This is a genomic window from Collimonas humicola (assembly GCF_018304945.1).
GTDB classification, from domain to species: Bacteria; Pseudomonadota; Gammaproteobacteria; order Burkholderiales; family Burkholderiaceae_D; genus Collimonas; species Collimonas humicola.
Genome location: NZ_JAGQEE010000008.1, coordinates 271243 through 291748, shown reverse-complemented (window position 1 = coordinate 291748; position 20506 = coordinate 271243). Strand labels below are relative to the sequence as shown.

The 20506-nt window shown below is 56.8% G+C and carries 16 protein-coding genes; 8 read left to right on the top strand and 8 right to left on the bottom strand.

The genetic code is table 11. The features are described from left to right. Positions 1-105: 105 nt before the first annotated feature. The 6 genes from ribD to KHU30_RS21865 all read left to right on the top strand — a co-directional run bounded on the left by ribD (position 106) and on the right by KHU30_RS21865 (position 5084). Positions 106-1191, top strand: a complete 1086-nt coding sequence (gene ribD / locus KHU30_RS21890) for a bifunctional diaminohydroxyphosphoribosylaminopyrimidine deaminase/5-amino-6-(5-phosphoribosylamino)uracil reductase RibD (protein WP_211444718.1) — start codon at positions 106-108, stop codon at positions 1189-1191. A 16-nt stretch (positions 1192-1207) separates the two neighbouring features. After that, positions 1208-1831, top strand: coding sequence for a riboflavin synthase (locus KHU30_RS21885; protein ID WP_211444717.1), 624 nt, complete (start codon positions 1208-1210; stop codon positions 1829-1831). Positions 1832-1845: 14 nt separating this feature from the next. Continuing rightward, positions 1846-2502, top strand: a complete 657-nt coding sequence (locus KHU30_RS21880; protein ID WP_211444716.1) for a Pr6Pr family membrane protein — start codon at positions 1846-1848, stop codon at positions 2500-2502. 138 nt (positions 2503-2640) lie between these two features. Further along, positions 2641-2964 carry a hypothetical protein gene (locus tag KHU30_RS21875; protein WP_230427523.1) on the top strand — a complete coding sequence of 108 codons (324 nt, stop codon included), beginning with the start codon at positions 2641-2643 and terminating at the stop codon, positions 2962-2964. Between the two features lie 134 nt (positions 2965-3098). Continuing rightward, a complete protein-coding gene (locus KHU30_RS21870) occupies positions 3099-3323 on the top strand; it encodes a hypothetical protein (protein WP_211444715.1) in 225 nt (74 codons plus the stop codon). Positions 3324-3488: 165 nt separating this feature from the next. Next, positions 3489-5084 (top strand): GMC family oxidoreductase, encoded by a 1596-nt coding sequence (locus KHU30_RS21865; protein WP_211444714.1) that lies wholly within the window; start codon positions 3489-3491, stop codon positions 5082-5084. 490 nt (positions 5085-5574) lie between these two features. Here the strand turns inward: KHU30_RS21865 and KHU30_RS21860 are convergent, their stop codons facing one another. The 4 genes from KHU30_RS21860 to KHU30_RS21845 all read right to left on the bottom strand — a co-directional run bounded on the left by KHU30_RS21860 (position 5575) and on the right by KHU30_RS21845 (position 8630). Next, positions 5575-7347, bottom strand: coding sequence for a M14 family metallopeptidase (locus tag KHU30_RS21860; protein ID WP_211444713.1), 1773 nt, complete (start codon positions 7345-7347; stop codon positions 5575-5577). A gap of 88 nt (positions 7348-7435) precedes the next feature. Continuing rightward, the gene (locus KHU30_RS21855; protein ID WP_211444712.1) at positions 7436-7732 is read right to left on the bottom strand and encodes a 4Fe-4S dicluster domain-containing protein; all 297 of its coding nucleotides are present in this window, start codon (positions 7730-7732) and stop codon (positions 7436-7438) included. Then, positions 7725-8039, bottom strand: a complete 315-nt coding sequence (locus KHU30_RS21850; protein ID WP_211444711.1) for a hypothetical protein — start codon at positions 8037-8039, stop codon at positions 7725-7727. Before KHU30_RS21850 ends, KHU30_RS21855 begins: the two co-directional genes overlap by 8 nt. A gap of 18 nt (positions 8040-8057) precedes the next feature. Continuing rightward, positions 8058-8630: an RNA polymerase sigma factor gene (locus KHU30_RS21845; protein WP_230411170.1), complete on the bottom strand. Its 573-nt coding sequence runs from the start codon at positions 8628-8630 to the stop codon at positions 8058-8060. Between the two features lie 228 nt (positions 8631-8858). Here KHU30_RS21845 and KHU30_RS21840 point away from each other — a divergent pair, with 228 nt between their 5' ends. Further along, positions 8859-9236: a DOPA 4,5-dioxygenase family protein gene (locus KHU30_RS21840; protein ID WP_211444710.1), complete on the top strand. Its 378-nt coding sequence runs from the start codon at positions 8859-8861 to the stop codon at positions 9234-9236. A 75-nt stretch (positions 9237-9311) separates the two neighbouring features. Here the strand turns inward: KHU30_RS21840 and KHU30_RS21835 are convergent, their stop codons facing one another. Next, positions 9312-10922, bottom strand: a complete 1611-nt coding sequence (locus tag KHU30_RS21835; RefSeq protein ID WP_211444709.1) for a sensor domain-containing diguanylate cyclase — start codon at positions 10920-10922, stop codon at positions 9312-9314. Positions 10923-11319: 397 nt separating this feature from the next. Here KHU30_RS21835 and KHU30_RS21830 point away from each other — a divergent pair, with 397 nt between their 5' ends. Then, the gene (locus KHU30_RS21830) at positions 11320-11736 is read left to right on the top strand and encodes a hypothetical protein (protein ID WP_211444708.1); all 417 of its coding nucleotides are present in this window, start codon (positions 11320-11322) and stop codon (positions 11734-11736) included. 82 nt (positions 11737-11818) lie between these two features. Here the strand turns inward: KHU30_RS21830 and KHU30_RS21825 are convergent, their stop codons facing one another. From KHU30_RS21825 to KHU30_RS21815, 3 genes are all read right to left on the bottom strand, one after another. Next, positions 11819-14206, bottom strand: a complete 2388-nt coding sequence (locus KHU30_RS21825; RefSeq protein ID WP_211444707.1) for a GspE/PulE family protein — start codon at positions 14204-14206, stop codon at positions 11819-11821. A gap of 70 nt (positions 14207-14276) precedes the next feature. Next, a complete protein-coding gene (locus KHU30_RS21820) occupies positions 14277-16817 on the bottom strand; it encodes an EAL domain-containing protein (protein WP_211444706.1) in 2541 nt (846 codons plus the stop codon). Continuing rightward, positions 16814-20470: a response regulator gene (locus tag KHU30_RS21815; protein ID WP_211444705.1), complete on the bottom strand. Its 3657-nt coding sequence runs from the start codon at positions 20468-20470 to the stop codon at positions 16814-16816. The genes KHU30_RS21820 and KHU30_RS21815 overlap by 4 nt, the downstream gene beginning before the upstream one ends. Positions 20471-20506 lie beyond the last annotated feature (36 nt).

The window sequence follows — 20506 nt, the reverse complement described above, 5'->3', positions numbered from 1 at the left end:
TGATCTCCATCTCCGATTTAAATTCGCTTGCGATACGGCATATTTTGTACAATCAATATATATCCCCCTTTCCGACGGTTTACCTATGATTTTCGTGCGCACCCCATGACCCAGGCTGAAATCTTCATGTCGCAAGCCTTGCAGCTTGCTGAAAACGGCCGCCTCTCCAGTTCGCCCAATCCCGCGATCGGCTGCGTGATCGTCAAGGATGGCCAGCTGATCGGCAGCGGCTTTACCCAGCCGCCGGGCGGCAACCATGCCGAAATCCAGGCCCTGCAGGATGCTGCCGCCAGGGGCCACGATGTGCGCGGCGCCACGGTGTACGTGACGCTGGAGCCGTGCAGTCATTTCGGCCGCACCCCGCCTTGCGCCGATGCGCTGGTGCGCGCCGGCGTCGGCAAGGTGGTGGCGGCGCTGGAAGATCCTAATCCGCTGGTGGCCGGGCAGGGCATGGCGCGCCTGCAGGCGGCCGGCATTGCCGTCGAGTCTGGCGTGCTGGCGGCGCCGGCGCGCGAAATGAATATCGGTTTCTTTACACGCATGCAGACCGGCAAGCCCTGGGTCCGGCTCAAGGTGGCCGCCAGCCTGGATGGCAAGACCGCGCTGCATAACGGCCAGAGCCAGTGGATTACTTCCCAGGCGGCGCGCGATGACGGCCATATGTGGCGCGCGCGCGCCGGCGCCATCCTGACCGGCATCGGCACCGTCAAGGAAGACAATCCCCAGCTCACGGTGCGCACCGTCAAGCTGGCGCGGCAGCCGCTGCGGGTAATTGTTGACAGCAAGCTAAGCATCAGTGCGGACGCCAAGATCCTGATCGGCGGCGGCAACCTGATCTTTACCGCGACTGTCGATGCCGCCAAGCAAGCCATCCTGGAGCAGCAGGGCGCCGAGGTAGTGGTGCTGCCGAATCCCGGCGGCAAAGTGGATTTGCCGCAAGTTATCCTGGAGCTGGGCAAGCGCGAGATCAATGAACTGCACGTGGAAGCCGGCTCCAAGCTGAACGCTTCCCTGATCCGCGAGCATTGCGTGGATGAGCTGCTGGTCTACCTGGCGCCGGTCATCCTGGGCGACGGCCGCGGCATGTTCGGCCTGCCCGCGCTGGAAAACCTGCAGGATAAAATTGCCCTGAAATTCCACCAAATCGAGCAAATCGGCGAGGATTTGCGTATCCTTGCACGATTCCATTAATTTTTTGATTGCTATCATGTTCACTGGTATCGTCGCCGCAGTCGGCAAAATCACTTCTGTTAAACCACTGGGCAGCAGCGCCGAAGACGGCGTCCGGCTGGTGGTTGATGCCGGCGGCCTGGCCCTGGCCGACGTCGCGCTGGGCGATTCGATTTCGCTCAACGGCGCCTGCATGACGGTGGTCGCCAAGACCGAAAACACCTTTGAAGTGGATGTCTCGCGCGAAAGCCTGAACCGCACTGTCGGCCTCGACGCCAGCGGCGAGATCAACCTGGAAAAGGCGCTGACCCTGGCCGACCGCCTCGGCGGCCACCTGGTGTCGGGCCACGTCGACGGCCTCGGCCGCGTCGAAAAATTCGAACCGGTGGGCGAGTCCTGGGAGCTGGTGATCAAGTCTGAACGCGATCTGGCCAAGTATTTCGCCTACAAGGGCTCGGTGGTGGTCAACGGCGTTTCGCTGACCGTCAACCGGGTCGACGACGTCGCCGACGGCTGCCTGTTTTCGATCAACCTGATTCCGCATACGATCGAAGTGACCGCGCTCAAGCATCTGCAGGTCGGCAAGCAGGTCAACCTGGAAGTCGACCTGATCGCCCGCTACGTGGAACGCATGCTGAGCCTCGATCAGGGCGTCGCTTGAATCCAGGCCCGGCTATGAATAAAAATACCGCCCTTGCGCCGCGCTTGCTGCTGCTCCTGATTGCCCTGATTGCATGGTTTGCCATCATTGCGCAATTCTCGATTTCGATTCCCTTGCTGCTGTCTCAAGGCATGACTTATGGCGAGGCGGTGTGGCGCATGTTCGGCTACCTGACGATCCTCACCAATATACTGGTCGCAGTGGCTTGCAGCGTGCTGCTGCTGAAACCGGACTCGCTGCCCGGCCAGTATTTCTCCCGGCCCGGGGTGCAGACGGCGGTGACCCTGTACATCATCTTCGTCGGCGTCGGCTACAACCTGCTGCTGCGCAACCATGCGCCGTTCACCGGCCTGCACCGCCTGTCCGACGAGGGCTTGCACACGGTCGTGCCGCTGCTGTGCTTGCTGTACTGGTCGCTGTATGTGCCGAAGCAGGGTTTGCAGGCGAAGGACAGCTTGCTGTGGCTGATCTATCCGCTGGCGTATTTCGTGATGGCGATGCTGCGCGGCGGTTCGTCCGGCTTCTATCCTTATCCTTTCCTGAATGTCGCCAATCTGGGTTATGCCCGGGTGATGGGCAACGCCGCCATGCTGCTGGCAGGGCTCTTCGTGATCGCATTGGGAATGGTCGCTGTCGCCAGGTTCAAGCGCAGCGAACTGGCGACCGATTAGCTCTCGGCTGTTCCTAAAACGCCACGGTTTGGCCATCGCGATACATGTTGTTACAGGCCTTACGACTTCTGCGTGGCGATGTGTCCGGAATTTAGGTTAAATATAGCTATGTTTAACCCAGATACATCGAGAGCTGCCATGAAAAAGACCATGCGCGTTACCTTGCTTGGATTGTTTGCCGCCGCCGGCCTGATGTTTTCGGCCGCGCCTGCCTTTGCCGGCGTCAACTGGTCGGTAAATGTCGGCGTGCCGGCTTATTATCCGCCGCCACCGGTCTATTTAGCGCCGCCGCCGGTCTACTATGCACCGCCGCCGCCAGTCTATGTGCGTCCGGCGCCAGTCGTAGTCTATGGCGCTCCGGGCTACTATCCTCCCGGCTATTATGGCTATGGCCGTCCGGCCTACTGGCGCGGACGCGGCTGGCACGATCACTGGCATGACCGCGGCGGCTGGCGTCGTTGATCTTGCCGCGCTGATCGGCAAGAGAAGCAATATAGTGCGGCGTGACTAAAAACAGACACGCCGCATTTTACTGTATGAATATACAGTAGTTGTGGTACAGTTCAATCTCCTTCAACGAGATTGGAATTGCTGCCATGACGAACTTGGATATTACCTCCGGCTCCCGCTTTGGTATGGAGTCTACCCCTTCCTCAATCATGATGCGTTTCGGCAAGCGCGAGCTGTTCATCTGCCGCGATTTCTACAAACGCCTGTATCGAAGCAATCCTGTCCTCGAGTGCAATGCCGGCATCCAGGCCGGCCACCTGGAAATCCTGCTGTTCCGCAAATGGCTGGTAGTGATGTCAAAAGCACACTGAATCCAGCAGATATCTTTCCGATCGGTTTATGTAATCGTTTTACGCAATTGAAACAATTGCTCTAGCTCACCACGTAGCGTGATTTTCCCGTAGCTGTTAAATTTGTTGCATCGGCCGGCTGAGCCTGCTGCACGCAATGCCTATAACAAGACGGGGAGACGCGACGTGGATGAAGAGTTCGACTTTGTGGTGGTCGGCGGCGGCTCTGGCGGCTGCGTGATGGCAGGGCGCCTGACGGAAGATCCGGCAGTGTCGGTATGTCTGCTGGAGGCCGGCGGCAGCGGCGACAGCTGGGCGGTGAAGATGCCGGTCGGCGCGCTCAGCATGGTGCCCACCAGGTTCAACAACTGGGCCTTCGAGACCGTGCCGCAAGCCGGTTTCAACGGCCGTCGCGGTTATCAGCCGCGCGGCAAGACGCTGGGCGGCTCCTCGGCGATCAATGCCATGGTCTATATCCGCGGCCATCGCACAGACTACGATCACTGGGCGCAGCTGGGCAACAGCGGCTGGTCCTTCGACGATGTGCTGCCTTATTTCAAGAAATCAGAACATAACGAACAGTTTTCCAACGCCTGGCACGGGCAGGACGGTCCTTTATGGGTCAGCGGCCTGCGCACCGACAATCCCATCCACCAGCACTATCTGGAAGCCGCGCGCCAGGCCGGCTACCCGCTCAGTTCCGATTTCAACGCCGAGCATCAAGAAGGGCTGGGCATATATCAGGTGACGCAAAAAAATGGCGAGCGCTGGAGTGCGGCGCGCGCCTATCTGCTGCCGCATATCGGGCAGCGCAGCAACCTGAGCGTGCAAACCGGCGCCTATACCGAGCGCCTGATCATGCGGCAAGGGCGGGCCGTCGGCGTCGAAGTGCGGCAGGGCGGCCAGCTGCGCACCGTGCGCGCGCGGCGCGAAGTGATCCTGTCGGCCGGCGCCTTCCAGTCGCCCCAGATCCTGATGCTGTCGGGCATAGGCGACGGCACCGAGCTGCGCAAGCTCGGCATCCAGGTGCAGCATCATTTACCCGGCGTCGGCAAGAATCTGCAGGACCATCCCGACTTCGTGTTTTGCCATAAGTCGGACAGCCTGGACACCTTCGGCATTTCCGCTAGCGGTTCGCTGCGCATGTTCAAGGAACTGCAGCGCTTTCGGCATGAGCGGCGCGGCATGCTCACCAGTAATTTCTCTGAATGCGGCGGTTTTCTGAAGACGCGTCCGGAGCTGGCGGCGCCGGATCTGCAGCTGCACTTTGTCATCGCCTGCGTCGAAAACCACGCTCGCAAACTGCATCTGGGACACGGCTTTTCCTGTCACGTCTGCCTGCTGCGCCCGCGCAGCAAAGGCGAGGTCAGGCTGCGCAACACCAATCCGCAGGATGCACCGCTGATCGACCCGAATTTTTTCGGTGATCCGCAAGACCTGGAAGATATGGTGGCCGGCTTCAAGATGACGCGCAAGCTGCTGGAGGCGCCGGCGCTGGCCGCCTACAGCAAACGCGACATACGCACCGCGGGAGTGGAGTCGGACGACCAGATCCGCGATGTGCTGCGGACTTATACGGATACGGTCTATCATCCGGTCGGCAGCTGCAAGATGGGCGCCGACCCGGCCGCGGTGGTCGATCCCACCTTGAAAGTGCATGGCGTACAGGGTTTGCGGGTGGTTGATGCATCGATCATGCCGACCTTGATTGGCGGCAACACCAACGCACCGACCATCATGATTGCCGAAAAGGCCGTGGATTTTATCCGGCAGGGACGGTGATGCTACCGCTACGCGAAATCGACCTGAGCAACAAGTTGTATCTGTCTGTGTGGGCGCAAAACAACGCTATGTTGCGGCGCATGATGACTGTTAAAGTTTTTTAGCTCAGTATCACTTTCACGCAAAAAAGAGTCCATCTCTCTAGAGGTGAGGAGACAGGGAAAGCCCGCATCGTTAAAGATAGCGGGCTTTTTATATGGGAAAACGGGAAAGCCGGCGCCGTGTTATTCACGGAACTGATAGTAGGCATCAGAAATAAGAATTGGCTATATGTGCAGCGTTTTTATATGCTGCAACGCATCAACACTGATTCTATTCTTTCGGAGCCCTATCATGACCTTTCTTCAAACTTTGCCGCTGCTGGCCGTTGTCGCTGCTTTCGCCCTGCGTTTCTACCTGTCCCGTAAAGCCGGCGGTTCGCAAGAGTAAATCGTTGCTGCGCCGGCAGTAATCCCGGGCGCAACAACAAAACCAGCGTTCAGCGCCGTTTTTACCCCGGCACTACATCGGTGCGCAGCACCGGGTACAGATTGAACCGTTCGTCCCAGGAAGAGTGCCTGCGCGCGAAGAACTCCAGCCGCGCTGCCGGATCCTTGGCGAATTCAGGATCGTCGGCCAGCTTCTTCTTGAACTCCGCCGCCAGCGCAGGATCCGCCGCCAGTTGCGCGCGCGCGACGTCTTCCGCTACATACGCTTCCATATATTCCTTCTTTTCGAAGGCATTGTTGAATCGGCCCCAGGCTGCCAGCGAATCCGGCGCCTGCGGCTCCAGCAAAGCCATCACCAGCCGCGCCTTGGCCTGGGCGATCGGTACGAACAAGGCGCCGGCGCCGAGCTCGCGGGTTTCGGCATGCCATGCGCCCTGCAGCGTCAGGCGCTGGTGACTCTCCAGCGATTTCGGATCGAGGCTGGTCTTGTCGGCGCGGAAGGCTTCCAGCTGCGCGTTAGCCTGGGCCGCCGGCAATACGCGGAAAGCGATCCCGTGCTGCTGCAGTTTCTGCCCGACCCAGGCGGCATGCGCTGCCGGCACCAGATAACCGGCCAGCGGCGCCTTGACGCTCAGGTCCGGCTGCAGGTCGTCGCGCAGCGTCACATTCCAGATCTGCGGTTTGCTTTCATCGTAATGCGTCATCAGCGCGCCGGAAATATCCGATGGCGTGCGGGTGTATTCGTAGCCGCGAAACGCCACCGGCCGGGTTTGCGCGCTGGCCTTGTAGCTTAAGGGCACCGCCTCGCCGCCCAGTTGCGCCGCGCGCAGGTCGGCCTGCTGCGCCGTCTTCAGCCAGTCGCTGCCATGCGCCGCGATCTGCGCCATGACGGCGACGATGGCGTTATGCGTGATGCGCACGCGGGTCGGATAATCTTTCCAGGAATGCGTTTCCACCAGCATGCCGAAGCGGTTGCGCAGATGGAAATAGCCGGTGGAAAAACGCGGCGGTGAAACGTCGTCGACAAAACCCGAGCTCGGATCGTCGTCGACATTGAAGGAGAGATAGAAAGCCTGCGGCAGCGAACCATGCTTGGCGAGATCGCCGATGACGTTGTCGCGCAGCGCCTGGCCATCCTTGCGCAAGGCCAGGTCGCTGGCATGCACCGGCTCGACCTGGATCGAGACGTCGTGTTCGAACTTGGCCCCGTCGGTGACGTGCAGGTCGATATAGGCCAGCGGATCCCATTGGTTGACCAGCTTCAGCATGGCCTGCATTTCCGGCGCATCGGCCTTGGCATAGTCGCGATTGAGATTGAAGTTCTGGCCGGTGGTGCGCCAGCCCATTTCTTCCGGACCGCGCTGGTTGGGACGGTTCCAGCGGCCGAAGCGCTCATGGCCGTCGATATTGAAGACCGGCACGAAGACCAGCACCTGCTTGCTGAGCGGGTTGTCGGCGGATGTATCCTGCAAGGCTTCGCGCAAAGCCAGGAAGCCGGCATCCTTGCCGTCGATTTCGCCGGCATGGATGCCGCCCTGCACCAGCAGCACCGGCAGGCCGCGCTTGTGCGCCTCTGCAGCACTGAGCGCACCGCTGCGCGAGACGATCAGCGCCAGCATCGGCCGTCCTTCCGGCGTGCGGCCGAATTCAGTGCAGCGTACCTGTTTCGGATAAGTTTTCTGGAAGGCGGCGCACAGCGCAATGACTTCTTCGTAGCGCCCGGTCTTCTGGAAACCGGAGCGCTCGGCGACGGTACTCAAGGAATCGTTGGCGGCGTTGACGAAGGGAGTGACGGTGAGGGTGAGCAAGGCGGACAGCACGGCAGAACGCAGCATGAATCGGGCTCCATAGTTTCGGATGACATGTAACGGAATGTAGCCGCGATTTTAGCGCGCCTGCCAGAATATTGCTGGGAGGAACTGATCAGGCTGCGCGCGTCAGGGAAATCGCTTTTTCCGGGCAGGCTGCCACGCACAAGCCGCAAGCCCGGCAGGCGTCGGCATTCGGCGCGTAAGCCACTTGCATGCCGTGCACCCGCAGCTTCAATTTATTCAGCGTCCCCAGCGGCTGGAAATCGGCGGCGTCGATGCGGCGGATTTCAAACACGTTTTCCGGACACACCGCCACGCAATCCGCCTTGCCTTCGCAGCGCTTGAAATTCACCAGCGGCACGATGACGCCGGGCGGCTGCTTGCAGTTTGCTGAAACCGGCTTACTCATGCCATCTACCGCGGCCGCGGAACATGCGCATGCCATCCTTGAATTTTTCTTTTTCCTCTTCCGTCATCTGTTCCCAGCGCCGGCGATGATGGCCGCCATGCCAGCCGCCGCGTCCGCGGAAGCCGCCGAACAGAATGCGGCACAGGACCAGCAGGCCGATGGCGCGCAGGTAGTCGATCTGGTGCACGCCGGCGAACAGCGACGGCAATAGCCAGTTCCATAGCGACATCACGATCCAGCCGAGGGCGGCGATGCCGAACAAGACCAGCAACGCGATTTTCAGGAGCTTTCCTCTTCTGTCGTCCATCTTCATTTCTCCTTCATATTACACATCGAATTCGTCGTAAATTTCCTGCAGGCGCTGGCGCAGATGCAGCACGGCATAGCGCTTGCGCGCCAGCAGCGTGTTGACGCTCTCGCCGCTCTCCGCCGCCAGTTCCTTGAAGCTGCGCCGTTCCAGTTCGTGGGCGATGAATACATCGCGCTGCTTGGGCGGCAATTCATCGAGCGCCTCATGCAGCGCCGCCAGCAATACGCTGCGCGCATAGGCGGCTTCCGGGCCGGCGTCGGCCTGCGGCAGCAGCTCGGCTATGCCGGCGTCCTCGTCGTCGAGCTGTTCCGTATCCGGCAGCTGCTGTTCCCTTTTCTTGCGGAAGCGGTCGACGATGCGGTTGCGCGCCACCCGGAACAGCCATGCTCCCACCTGTTCTATCGGCTCAGGCAGCCGGCTGGCTTCGACCAGTTCATGGAACACCTCCTGCAGCACGTCTTCCGCCTCGTTGGCATCGGACATGCGCTGGCGGATGAAATTGCGCAGCCGCGCCGTTTCGCGCAAGACGGTATCGGTGATTTGCTTGTCGGATGCGGCCATCAGGTCAGGGGTCAGCGTCGTTGCCATGCTGTGAAGACGTATCACAGGCGGAAATATTGTATTGGCCGGGAATTTAAATGCCGGCAGCCGGAGGCTGGCCCGGGGGAATCGATTTTTCAGTCATGGCATCTCCGCGCTGAGCATGTGATGGGGAAAGAGGGGACGGGATAGGCGACTCGGAATGCGCTGTAAAATGATCTGCGTCTCAGTCTAGTCACGGCAGCTTCATCATATAACCTTCAAACTGAAAACAACATGAATGATCACAACGCTCCTTATCACGCCCATATCTACTACCAGCTCGATAAGCGCGCAGCCGCCGAAGCCTTGCATCGGCGCCTGAGCGGACTTGCGCCGATTCTTTTTGTCGGGCAGCTGCGGGACCGCAAGGTCGGCCCGCATCCGATTCCCCAGTTTGAAATCCATTTCGTAAAAGCGGACCTGGGAGCAATTGTTCCCATCATCGAATCCTCGGGGCTGACAGCGCTGGTGCATCCGCTCACCGACGACGACCTCGCCGATCACACCAGTCTGGCGCATTGGATAGGCGAGCCCATCGAACTTGATCTTGCGCCGCTCGATCCTCCCGGCATGAACAAGGGTGTCGCCCGTTTTGGGAAAACGGATTTCTGACGCCTGGCTGTAAGGTGCAAGCGTGATGGCGTCTCTCTTCCAGCCTGCTTGCCTTGTGCGCCGACGGTGATCGCTTTACAGGACGGCAGGCGACTCCTGCAGGAAGGCGGATCGGTGGGAGCTAGCGGGGCTATTGTTTTCGCAAACGCGGTCACGTCCGCCGGATTTCGCCGCGTATAGGGCCTTGTCCGCCGCCTGTATCAGCTCTAGCGGATTATCCAGATCCCGGATCGGAACGAACGCGTCGACGCCAGCGCTGACTGTGACCACGCCGGCTGAATTCCCCGTATGCTCAATGCCCAGGTTGTGGATCTCCAGACGGATTTTTTCGGCAATCGCCATCGCGCCGCGCACATCGGTGCCGGGAAGCAGCACACCAAGCTCCTCGCCGCCATAGCGGGCGGCGACGTCGCCGGGACGGCTTTGGCAGGTCTTTACAACCTCGCTGATCTTCCGCAGGCACTCATCTCCTGCCGCGTGGCCGTAGATGTCGTTATATTGCTTGAAGCAGTCGACATCAATCATCACCAGGGCCAGTGAACTTGCCTCCCGCACCGCGCGGCTAAACTCCTTGTCCAGCGCAAGGTCGAAATGGCGGCGGTTCGCAAGGCCGGTGAGGCCGTCTTGCAGCGCCAGCCTTTCAAGGGTCTGGTTGAGCGTTTCCAATGCATCCCGTGCCCGGACCAGTTCTGCTTCGGCATTCAAGCGCAGTTTGATCTGAGCGACCAGATGAAATCCCAGCATGCTCAATACGATGAGCAGTATCCCCACGCCTGCGGAATGCAAATAAGTATCTGTGAGCCAATCGGCAAGGATTTCATCTTCCGACAGCGCCGTGGCGACGAACAAGGGATATTGGTCCAAGTGTCGGAAGCTGTTCAGGCGCCTTACCCCGTCCAGCGCGGAAACGATGAAGATCGTGCCTGTGGCTCTCTTGGCAACGTAGTCGCGGAACAGAGGAGTATTGGCTATGCTTTTCCCATTGGTATCCTCTAACAGCGGCCGACGGGTCAGCATGATGCCATTGTTCAGTCCAAGCACGACGGCGCCGTGGTGGCCGATATCGAAGCTTTCGTAAAATTTATTGAAGTAATCCATGTCGATGGTGGCCAGCGCAACGCCGGCGAAGCTACCGTCGGCATGGTTGATTCTGCGCGAGACGGTGATGATCCATTTGCCTGTCGACCGGCTGCGTATGGGCAGTCCGATGTAAGGCTTTGGTTCGAAGTGGGTACTGTGATAGATGAAATAATCCCGGTCTGAATTATTGACGTTGGATGGCATCGCCGGCAACGCATTGGCGAGCCAATTCCCTTTTTCGTCATAGATGAACAAACCTTGGAGCTGAGGCAGTTCGCGAACCCGCTGGACCAGTAGCCGATGCAGTCGCTGCAAAGCTTCAGGACCGGTGCCGTCAGCTTGCACCCGCTCGACGAGACCGACCAGGGTGGTGTCGGCTGCCTTAATCGTATCGTCCGCATGTTGCGCTATGGCGCGCGTCATATTGGAGGTGGAAACCCTCATTTCCTGCAGCTGGATATTACGGGCTGTCCAGCTTCGCCAGCCATCGATGAATACCAAAGACAGGCATACAAGAATCACGAAAATCATGGCCAGCGACGTAATCGATATACGTTTGGTCGCTAATCCTGCTTGCCGTGCCAATCTGTCTCGGAGACCGTTCATGGTTTTTTATTGTGGGAAGTGATTGCAAAATTGAAAGTCGGCGTGTCTCTTTTCTATCGTAAAAGGGCGTACGGAAATATATCAAAATGTTCTTCTGTGGAAACTATTATTCATCATAGGCTGCCACAGATCAATACAATAGTTATTTATTAATCTCATTGTGAGAATCTGCTGTTTCGATAGCGGGTTCCGCTGCTTAACGGCTTGCATGCCAGAAAATTCTCAACATCGCCGAGAGGGAGCAATCGTTTCCAACGATTGAAAAGGTGTAGAATAAATTCCAGGTGGAAACATTTTAGCTGCTTGTTGTCGGATATTTCAATTGACGCCAATCACCCGCCATTGTTACCTGGAGAGTGACGACTTCGACTCTGCATCCCCCCTTTCAGGAGGTTTTATGGACTCAATTCCATTCGAAAAAGTCTCGGTTTCGGAAGCAAAGGCTGTACTTGACGCGGAGCTGAAGAGCAGGCAAGAACAGAACTGGGAAAAATTGCGCCGCTTGCATGGGCCCGCCGATTTGAAGTTGCAGGAGCGGACATACAATTGGTTGCTGTCCCTGCCTACAGAAATCTGGCCTTTATGGCTCATCAAACATTATCCGCGTATCGCCAATCAATTCGCCGAAGTTTGGCCGCAGCGTCCTGCTGGTGAAAAACTGTTTGCCGAACTCTTGCTGGATCAACGAGGAACCCGCAAAGGTTTTCCTGCGGATGTCTCGCGCGAGATCATGGCTTTGAAGCTTTATTTCGACACCGGAGCTGCCCCGGTTGCCAAGCAGCCGATACAGCTGGAGAAGGCAAGTAGTACCTGATCATGCCGGGTAGAATTCCATCCACCTCTTGAACGGGAGGTGGATTTATCTATTCGGTCTGCCCGGTCTGCCGATATTCGCCTTAGAGCATTCTTACCTGCTCCCAGTCGGTCAAGCCTTGAAATATCTTGTCGATTCCGTCTTGCTTCAAGGTCCGCATGCCTTCTCCAACAGCGGTTTTCAATATTTCCGGCACATTCGCTTTCGCATGGATTTGTTTCCTGATGGCTGGAGCGTTAATCAGTAATTCGTGTACGCCTAATCTGCCTTTGTAGCCGCTCTTGTCGCATTTGTCGCAGCCTACGGCCTTGTATAGCGTCGGCGCTGCACTGCCGTTGCCATATTGTTTTTGCCATTGCGCTACCACTTCGTCTTCCTGGAGGCCGGTTTCCAGGCAATATTCGTAAGCGAGCATCTTGATTTGCTCGGCAGTGGCGGAGTAACGTTGACGGCAGGCTGTACACAATTTTCGCGTGAGCCGTTGACCGACTACGCCTAATAGCGCATCGGCAAAATTAAAAGGGTCCAGGCCGAGATCCAGCAACCTGACGACGCTTTCGACTGCGCTGTTGGTATGCAAGGTGGAAAATACCAGATGCCCGGTGAGTGAAGCTTCGATGACGGTCCTGGCCGTTTCCGGATCCCTTGTTTCTCCGACCATGATGACATCGGGATCTGCCCGCAAAAAGCTGCGCAATACCGCAGCGAATGTCAGGTCGATTTTTGCGTGGACCTGTACTTGCCGCAGACCCTTCTGGGTAATTTCTATAGGATCTTCGACCGTCCATATTTTCCGTTCGCTGGTGTTGATATAACTAAGCAGAGAATGCAAAGTCGTCGTTTTTCCCGACCCGGTCGGACCGCAGACAAACAACAGCCCATGGGGTTTCAGGGCGAGTTTTTTGAGTCCTTCCAGCACCGAGGCAGACAGGCCTAGCGCGTCCAGGGATAAGGCCTTTGGCGCGGCAAGTATGCGCATCACGATATCTTCCAGGCCTTCCGTGGTCGGCATGGTGACGACTCGAAGCTCAATGTTGGCAGGGCCGAACTGCTCGAAATTCAGCTTCCCGTCCTGGGAGCGGCGCTTCTCGGAAATATCGAGGCGGCTCATGATCTTGAGACGGGACACCAGGGCATTGCGATAGTTTGCCGGAATGTTCGAATAATCGACCATGATGCCGTCTTTGCGAAAGCGGACCCGGGTGGGTTCATTGCCTTTCATGACTTCGATATGGATGTCGGAGGCGCCTTGTTCGAAGGCGTCGAGGATGATCTTGTTGACCAGGCGAACCATGGTGTTGTCGGATTCAGTAATGACCTCATTGGCAGCCGGGCTCAGTTCGGCGCCGATGCCATCGTCCATCTTAGAAACAAATTCAGAGATATCCTGCCGTTCTCCCTGCCGGCCATAGAATCTTGAAATGACTTCCACCAGATCAGTTTCCGACGCCATGACGGGGTCGATCGTCAGCTTGGCGCAGAACGCCAGCGCCTTCAACGCTTCTGACGACAGTGGATCTTCCATTGCCACCACCATGCGTGACTGGGTTCGGTAGAGCGGCATCACAATGTATTTCCGCGCCAGGTCGGCAGGCACGATCTTGGTCAGATTCAAGTCGAACTGGAACTGGGGCAGGGTAACGAAGGGAATGCCAAGCTTTTGCGCCAATATTCTTTTAATGCTTTCCTTGGTGACGAAACCCATGCCGACCAGAATTTCGCCCAGGTGCAGCTTTCTGTCTTCATTCTGCTTCTTTAGCGCCTGCGCCAGCTGCTCAATGGTGATCAGTTTTTCCTGGATTAATGCCTCCCCCAGCTTAAGATGAGGCATCGACCGCTGCTTTTGCAATGCCATTTCTACCTGCACTTCCGTGACCAGGCTCTCCAGCTGCAGATATTCACCCAGCTTGGATTCCCTTAGCTGGCTTTGCTTCTTCAAGCCGGCATCGACATCGTCCGCTGACGCCATTCTCGTATCTATCAGCATCTGGCCGAGTTTCTCGCCAATTTGATAGCTGGCAATTGCCTCCGTCGGAATAAACCAGCGCACAACGCTGTTGCCGACGCCAACAAGAAAGAGAAAAATCCCGCTTTCACGCGGAACGTAACCTACCGTTTCGGAGAGCAAATGTTCCCCGTCCTTGAACGAAATCATGCATTTCTGCCGCATTGGGATGGTTAAACCTCCTTGTGTTTCAACCGTTAAAGGCAATTCCATTTTCTTTAACTCTATCGGCAACGTTAAGCGGATGCTTTTGAGATTGGCAAAGCCGATACGCAGGTTGCCGCTGGCGCGTTCCGGGTGGAACTCTATCGACGAGGTTTCCAGGTCAAAGCTCAGCAGATTGCCGACTTTCCGGTTACCGTCGGGCATGGCAACGATGCACGGCACTTTGCCGTCGCTGGCTGCTGAGGATGCAGAGATTGATTCGAAGTGCGGTGGCAGTGGCCAGTCGAAATCGGTATTCATAAACTTCTCCGTGTTGATTCAAAAACCGCTGCATTTCAAGAAAAATTTTCGTTCGGCGTACCGCGATTCCTCATTTCAGAGCAGGTGCATTGGGTTTGAATTCCTGCACCGGATTCTTAGGCTTTGTGCGTGCTTCGTAGCGACGAAACGACTCTCCGACATGCCGCCGCAGCAGCCGGTCGTCCCACGGCTTTGTCAGGAATTTATAAACGGTTGTCTCATTGATTTCGCCAGTCGCCAGCTGTATTTCGGAATAGCCGGAAAGCATGATGCGGACGATATTCGGATAAAGTCCCTTGACGCGGCTTAAGGGATCGACGACGGATATTTCCGGCTTGCCCAGGTCGGATACGATGACGCCGACAGGATGGATCGCCAGCAGTTCCAACGCTTCAAGCGGACTGCTTGTGCTGAAGATTTGATAGCCGTCGGGAAGTAAAAGACGATTGAGGGAGGCCAGTATTTCTTCATCGTTGCAGACCAGCAGCAGAGTGCGCTTGAGCGGATCGCTGGGGCGGTTGTCGCTCGGCAGATGCGTTCCTGCGCCAAGCAGCGCATCCATTTCGTCTATCGGCAATGGGCGGCTGAAATAGTAGCCTTGCATGGTGTCGCAGCGATTATTGCTCAAAAATCCCAATTGACCTTCCGTCTCGACTCCTTCGGCAACGGTCGTCATATGAAGAGATTCGGCCATGGCAATGATAGATTTGGTGAGCGAAGCGCCATCGACGCTATTCGTCACGTCGGAGATGAACGATTTGTCTATCTTCACTACGTCGAAGGGAAATTCCTTGAGATAGGAGAGGCTCGAATATCCGGTGCCGAAATCGTCCAGCGTTAGAACCACGCCTATCTCTTTGAGGCTGCGCAGGGTTTTCACCGCAGTCTCTCGATCACGCATGAGCACGCTTTCTGTCAGCTCCAGTTCCAGGTATTCGGCCGCAAGGCCGCTGTCAAGCAGAGCGCTGCGGACCAGTTCTATAACATTTTGCTGCCGGAATTGGCGCGCTGACACGTTCACGGCCATGCTTAACTCAAGATGCCCGGCGGCTTGCCAGGCTTTGGCCTGGACGCAAGCCGTTCTCAATACCCATTCGCCTATCGGTACAATCAATCCCGTTTCTTCTGCCAACGGAATGAAGCTATCCGGAGGGATCAAGCCAACTCCTGGACGGCGCCAGCGCAGCAGCGCTTCAACGCCATTGACACGGCGGCTTTTGAGGTCGACCTTGGGTTGATAGTGGAGCTCGAATTCATGCTGCAGGACAGCCAGGCGCAGTGCATTTTCGAGCTCCGCCTGTTCCTCTACCTGGACGCCCATCTCGCGGGTATAGAGCTGGGAGCAATTCCTGCCCTTTTCTTTCGCGCTGTATAAGGCGGCATCGGCCGTTTTAAGCAAGGTCTCGCTATTGCCGCCGTCCTCCGGATAAATGCTCACCCCGATGCTGGTCGTGATATGCAGTTCGTGATCGCCGACAGAGAAGGGCGCGGAAAATGCCTCTAGTACTCTTCGTACCGCAGTCTCCGTATTATCGGGAGTGCTGAAAGCCGGCAGCATGATGACGAACTCATCTCCTCCCAGCCGCGCTACGGTATCCTCTTCGCGCGTCGCCGCTTTCAGCCTGGTCGCAACGGCTTTCAGCAAGCTGTCTCCCGCGGGGTGGCCGAAATTGTCATTAATGAATTTGAATCGATCCAGATCGAGAAACATCACAGCCATATGCTGGCCGTTACGATTCGCATGAGCGATTGACTGTGTAATGCGGTCGCTTAACAAGTTGCGGTTGGGCAGGTCGGTAAGCGCGTCATGGTTGGCCAGGTACTCGATCCTTGCTTCGTGCATCTTCCGTTCGGTGATGTCCTGCAAAGTGCCTCGCAGCGCCAGGATCCGGCCTTGCTCGCGCAACGCTTCCGCCTGCTGGAGAACAATTCGCTGGTCCCCGTCGGGGCGCGTGATGCGGTGCTCCAGGCTATAGCTGATGCCCTCGGTACGTAGATTCATGAAGCAATAAATCAATTTGGGTTGCTCATCGTTGGGCGCCGCTTGCAGCAGCGATTCGAAACGGGGCGGCGTGTTATTTTCGTCGAGCCCCAGAATTCGATAGATTTCAGGAGACCAGTAACCGTCAGCGCTTTCCGGGTCATATTCCCAGTTTCCCACGTGGGCCAATCCCTGAGCATATGTGAGACTGGCCTCGCTGCGCGCCAGGTCCTGCAATGCTTCGCTTGCCCTCAGCAAGTAGCGCACCCGATGCGGAAGCAGTTTCCAGCGCATGGGCTTGGAAAGAAAATCAGTAGCGCCGGCTTTAAATGCCTGCGTAATCGATTCGTCATCGTCGTTTCCGGTGAGGACGACAATCGGTATCCGCTTTCCCTCAGGTAATTCACGTATGCGCTTGCAGCACTCGAATCCGTCCATCTCAGGCATGCTGACGTCTAACAGCATGATGTCAGGCTGGAGCCGCCGGAACATCTCGATGCCTTCGATGCCGCTGGCTGCTTCCGCCACCGTGAAACCCTCCGGCTCGAGCGCCTCGACGACAAGCATACGGGTCATCGCATCGTCATCCACGACAAGCACCAGGGTAAGGCTGTTGGTTTCTTGGCTCATGCGGCAACCCTTTCCAATGCAAGTGCTGCAAGGACGCGATCAAGTTCTCCCACCGCGCCATCCAATGGTGCGGCGGCGGCTGCAACATTCGCGGATCGCGCCAATTGTTCGATTTCACGGCAGTTCGCGGCGAGCGCCACGGCGCCGACATTCGCACTTGTCGATTTCAGCGTATGCGCCGCATGCCGCAAAGCCTCAGCATCATTTTCCGCGACGGCCTTGCGCATTGCGGCAAGCAAGCGGGGCGCGTCAAGAATAAACAGATCGACAACCCGGGTCAGCACGTCAGGACGCCCGGGTCTTTGCAGCGAGCGCAGTGCCTGCAGCGCTTTAGGGTCGATGATGACAGCTTCCATCGCGGATGACGTGGTCAGCGCCTCGTCTGCAATTGATACGGGGCTCGGCGCGATTTTTGCGGCTTGTGTCCAGTGCGCCAGCGTCTTCAACAGTATGTCGCGACGAAACGGCTTCGATATATAGTCGTCCATGCCGGCTTCCAGGCAGCGTTCTCTGTCGCCGCCAATTGCATTCGCGGTAAGCGCGATGACGGGTATGCGCGGGCAGCCGGTGAGGTGTTCCTGGCGCCGCAGCACGCGCGTGGCCTGGAAGCCGTCCATTTCCGGCATTTGGCAATCCATCAATACAACATCGAAATCGCCCGCAGCAAGCATGGACAGCACCGCATGACCGTTTTCAGCGATGGTGACGTGGTACTCGGTATCCTCAAGCATTGCTGCAGCGATTTCTTGATTGATTGTGTTGTCCTCCGCCAGTAAAACTTTGACCGTCATAGGAGAACGGGAAGCTGAACTGTCGGCCGGAGCGCATGCCGGAGTGATCGCCGTCAGCGTGGGCCGCGCGGCATTTGGCGCATTTCCTGCCATTGCAGTGACGATGCCGTCGTAGAGATCGGTTCCACGCACAGGCTTATTGAAGCAGTATTCGACCCCCAGCTTGCGGGCAAGATTGATGTCGTCGACGGTGTCGAACGAAGTCAGCATGATGATCTTCAGTTGAGCCAGGGAAGCATCGGCTTTGACCGCTTTTACGAGAGCAGCGCCATCCATGACCGGCATGCAGACGTCGATGATGGCGACATCAAAGCGGGCGTCATTGGCCACGGCGGCGCGCAACTGTTGCAACGCCTCTGCGCCGCTCGAGGCGCTTGCGGCATCCATCTTCCATTCACCCGCATGCTCCAGAAGGATGCTGCGGTCGGTCGCATTGTCGTCGACGATCAGTATTTTCACCCCGGCTAGCGATGCCCGCATGGCAGAAGCATGGGTGGCGGCCGCCTCAGCTAGCCGCTCAAAGTGCAAGGTGAACGAAAAAATCGACCCCTGACCTGGCGAACTCTTCAATTCGATTGTCCCGCCCATCATTTCGACGAGCTGCTTGGTGATGACCAAGCCCAGTCCGGTCCCGCCATATTTACGTGAAATTGAACTGTCCGCTTGCTGGAAAGGCTGGAACAGATTCGCTGCGACCCCCGGCGCTATTCCTATGCCCGTATCGGATACCGTAAAACAGACACGGTCCTGGTCCTCGCAGCGCACGTCCAGCACTACTTGTCCGTGGTCGGTGAACTTGATCGCATTGTTGATCAGATTCGTGATGACTTGTCGCAGGCGCACCGAATCGCCTTGGACATTCTGAGGCAAATTGTCTGCCATATGGCAAATGAGATCGAGGTCCTTGCGATGCGCGCTGTGAGCAAGCAAGACAATGACATCGTCAATCGTCTGCCGCAAATTGAATTCGTTTTGTTCCAATGTCAGCCTGCCGGCTTCGATCTTTGAAAAATCCAGGATGTCGTCAATCACTGTCAGAAGAGATTCGCCGGAGCGGTACACCGAGTTGACGAAACGTTGTTGCTTGGCGCTGAGATCGGTGCGCAGCAATAATTCGGTCATGCCCAGCACGCCGTTCATGGGGGTGCGGATTTCGTGGCTCATCTTGGCAAGAAATTCCGACTTCGCGCGGCTTCCGGCCTGCGCTTCCGCAGTCGCGAGCTTGAGCTGGGTATCGCGCTGGTCGATATTCTCGAGCATGCTGTTAAAGCCGTTGATCAGTATGCCGATTTCGTCCGAGCCGTGTTCGAGCACCCGCAAAGAGAGATCCTTGCCGCCTCGTATGCGTTCGATAGTGGTGGATAAACGGGAAAGCGGACGAACGATCGAGGCTCCGATTTTCGTATTGACGGCGATGCCGCAGAAACCCAGCAATAATGTCGCGACCATGATGACGATAAACGATGCATTGACCGAACCTTGAACATTCGATACCACGCCTTGCTGCTGCTCGCCGATTTTTTCCACTTGCAAGTCGCTGTAAGCCATTCTTCCCTGCGAGACGACATTCACCTGCTCGACGATTTCGCGCAGCGCAACGTCGCTTACAAGCACGCGCGCCTTTGCCGTGATGATTCTTTCAGATCCCTCAATGAGTACCCGGATAAGCCGGCTGATGGCATTTGCATCGGTAATGTATTTTTTTTTCCGCGTTTCCAGCAGCTCCTTTCTGAATAAGGAATCGCTCTCCTGCAACTCTTTGGCTTCGGTCCTTGCAACGGCCACGCTGGTTTTGAATTGGCTCTCCGATTCGCTCAGGATCACGCCTGCAATTGCGCTATTGAGCTCGTTGACATCGACGGTGATGGCGTTTCCAGCGTCTTTCACGCGTGTCGCTTGCTGCAGGAAAGCATTGGCAGCTTCGAGCTCGTGGCGGTCGCGGACGAGCTGCATTTCAATCGGATCGATGGCCTCGGATATCTTTGCGTCAACGGACTCCAATTCCTGGATGATGTTTTTCTTTTCCGAAAAATAATCGGCCTCTGCGCTGATGTTCGCAAATACTTTGGCGCGCAAGGCAATCAATCCGCTTTTGTTGTTGAGAACGCGCTCAATCAATGCAGAAACGGAATCGCCTATTTCCTTGATTTTTGTCGTGTCATCCTGGGTGTAAGAAATATTCTTTATCGCATTTTCCGCAGCTTTCATGCGCTCCACCAGGGGGGTGAGCCGATAGCGGTTCTTTACGGTTTCAAGCTCGCCCACGATGATGATCAAGTCTTTCACGTGCAGCCTGATGCTGCTGAATTCTTTGATGATCTGGTTCGATGAAAGATTTTCTTGCTGTGCCGCGGCGACCACTTTTTCTGCCTGGATATTCAGCGAGTCAATACTAGTCTTAACGGTGCTTATCGATTGCTCTATATTTGTTAACGTGCCTTTAACGTTGCGAGCCTCGTCTCTGAATATTTCGGTATCGCTTAAGCGGTCGCTGACCGCCAAGTTCATCTTGTTCTGCATGTCCCTGTACAAGGCAGGATTGATCTCCATGCCTTGCCTGTCCAGCTTCTGGATATCGCGCGTGATGGTCTCGAGCGATTTGATATTGCCATTGATCGCCGCAGACGATTGCGCTTGTTGCTGACGATCAGTGGACATGCCGAGCGTGAAAAAATTGGCTGACATTTTTTCGATTGTCCGCTGCAGTTCGCTTGTCTTCAATTGCAAGGGCAGTGCTTCGTCGGTCAGCCTGTATACGCTTGAAGAAACAGCGGTTAAAGCGATGAGACTTGTCACGGAGATCGCCATCACCCCCAGTAACAGCAATCCGGTGCTCGCCATCAGTTTCGTTTTTATTTTCACGAAGACCTCGTTTTTTAACGCCTAACTTCTCTGTCA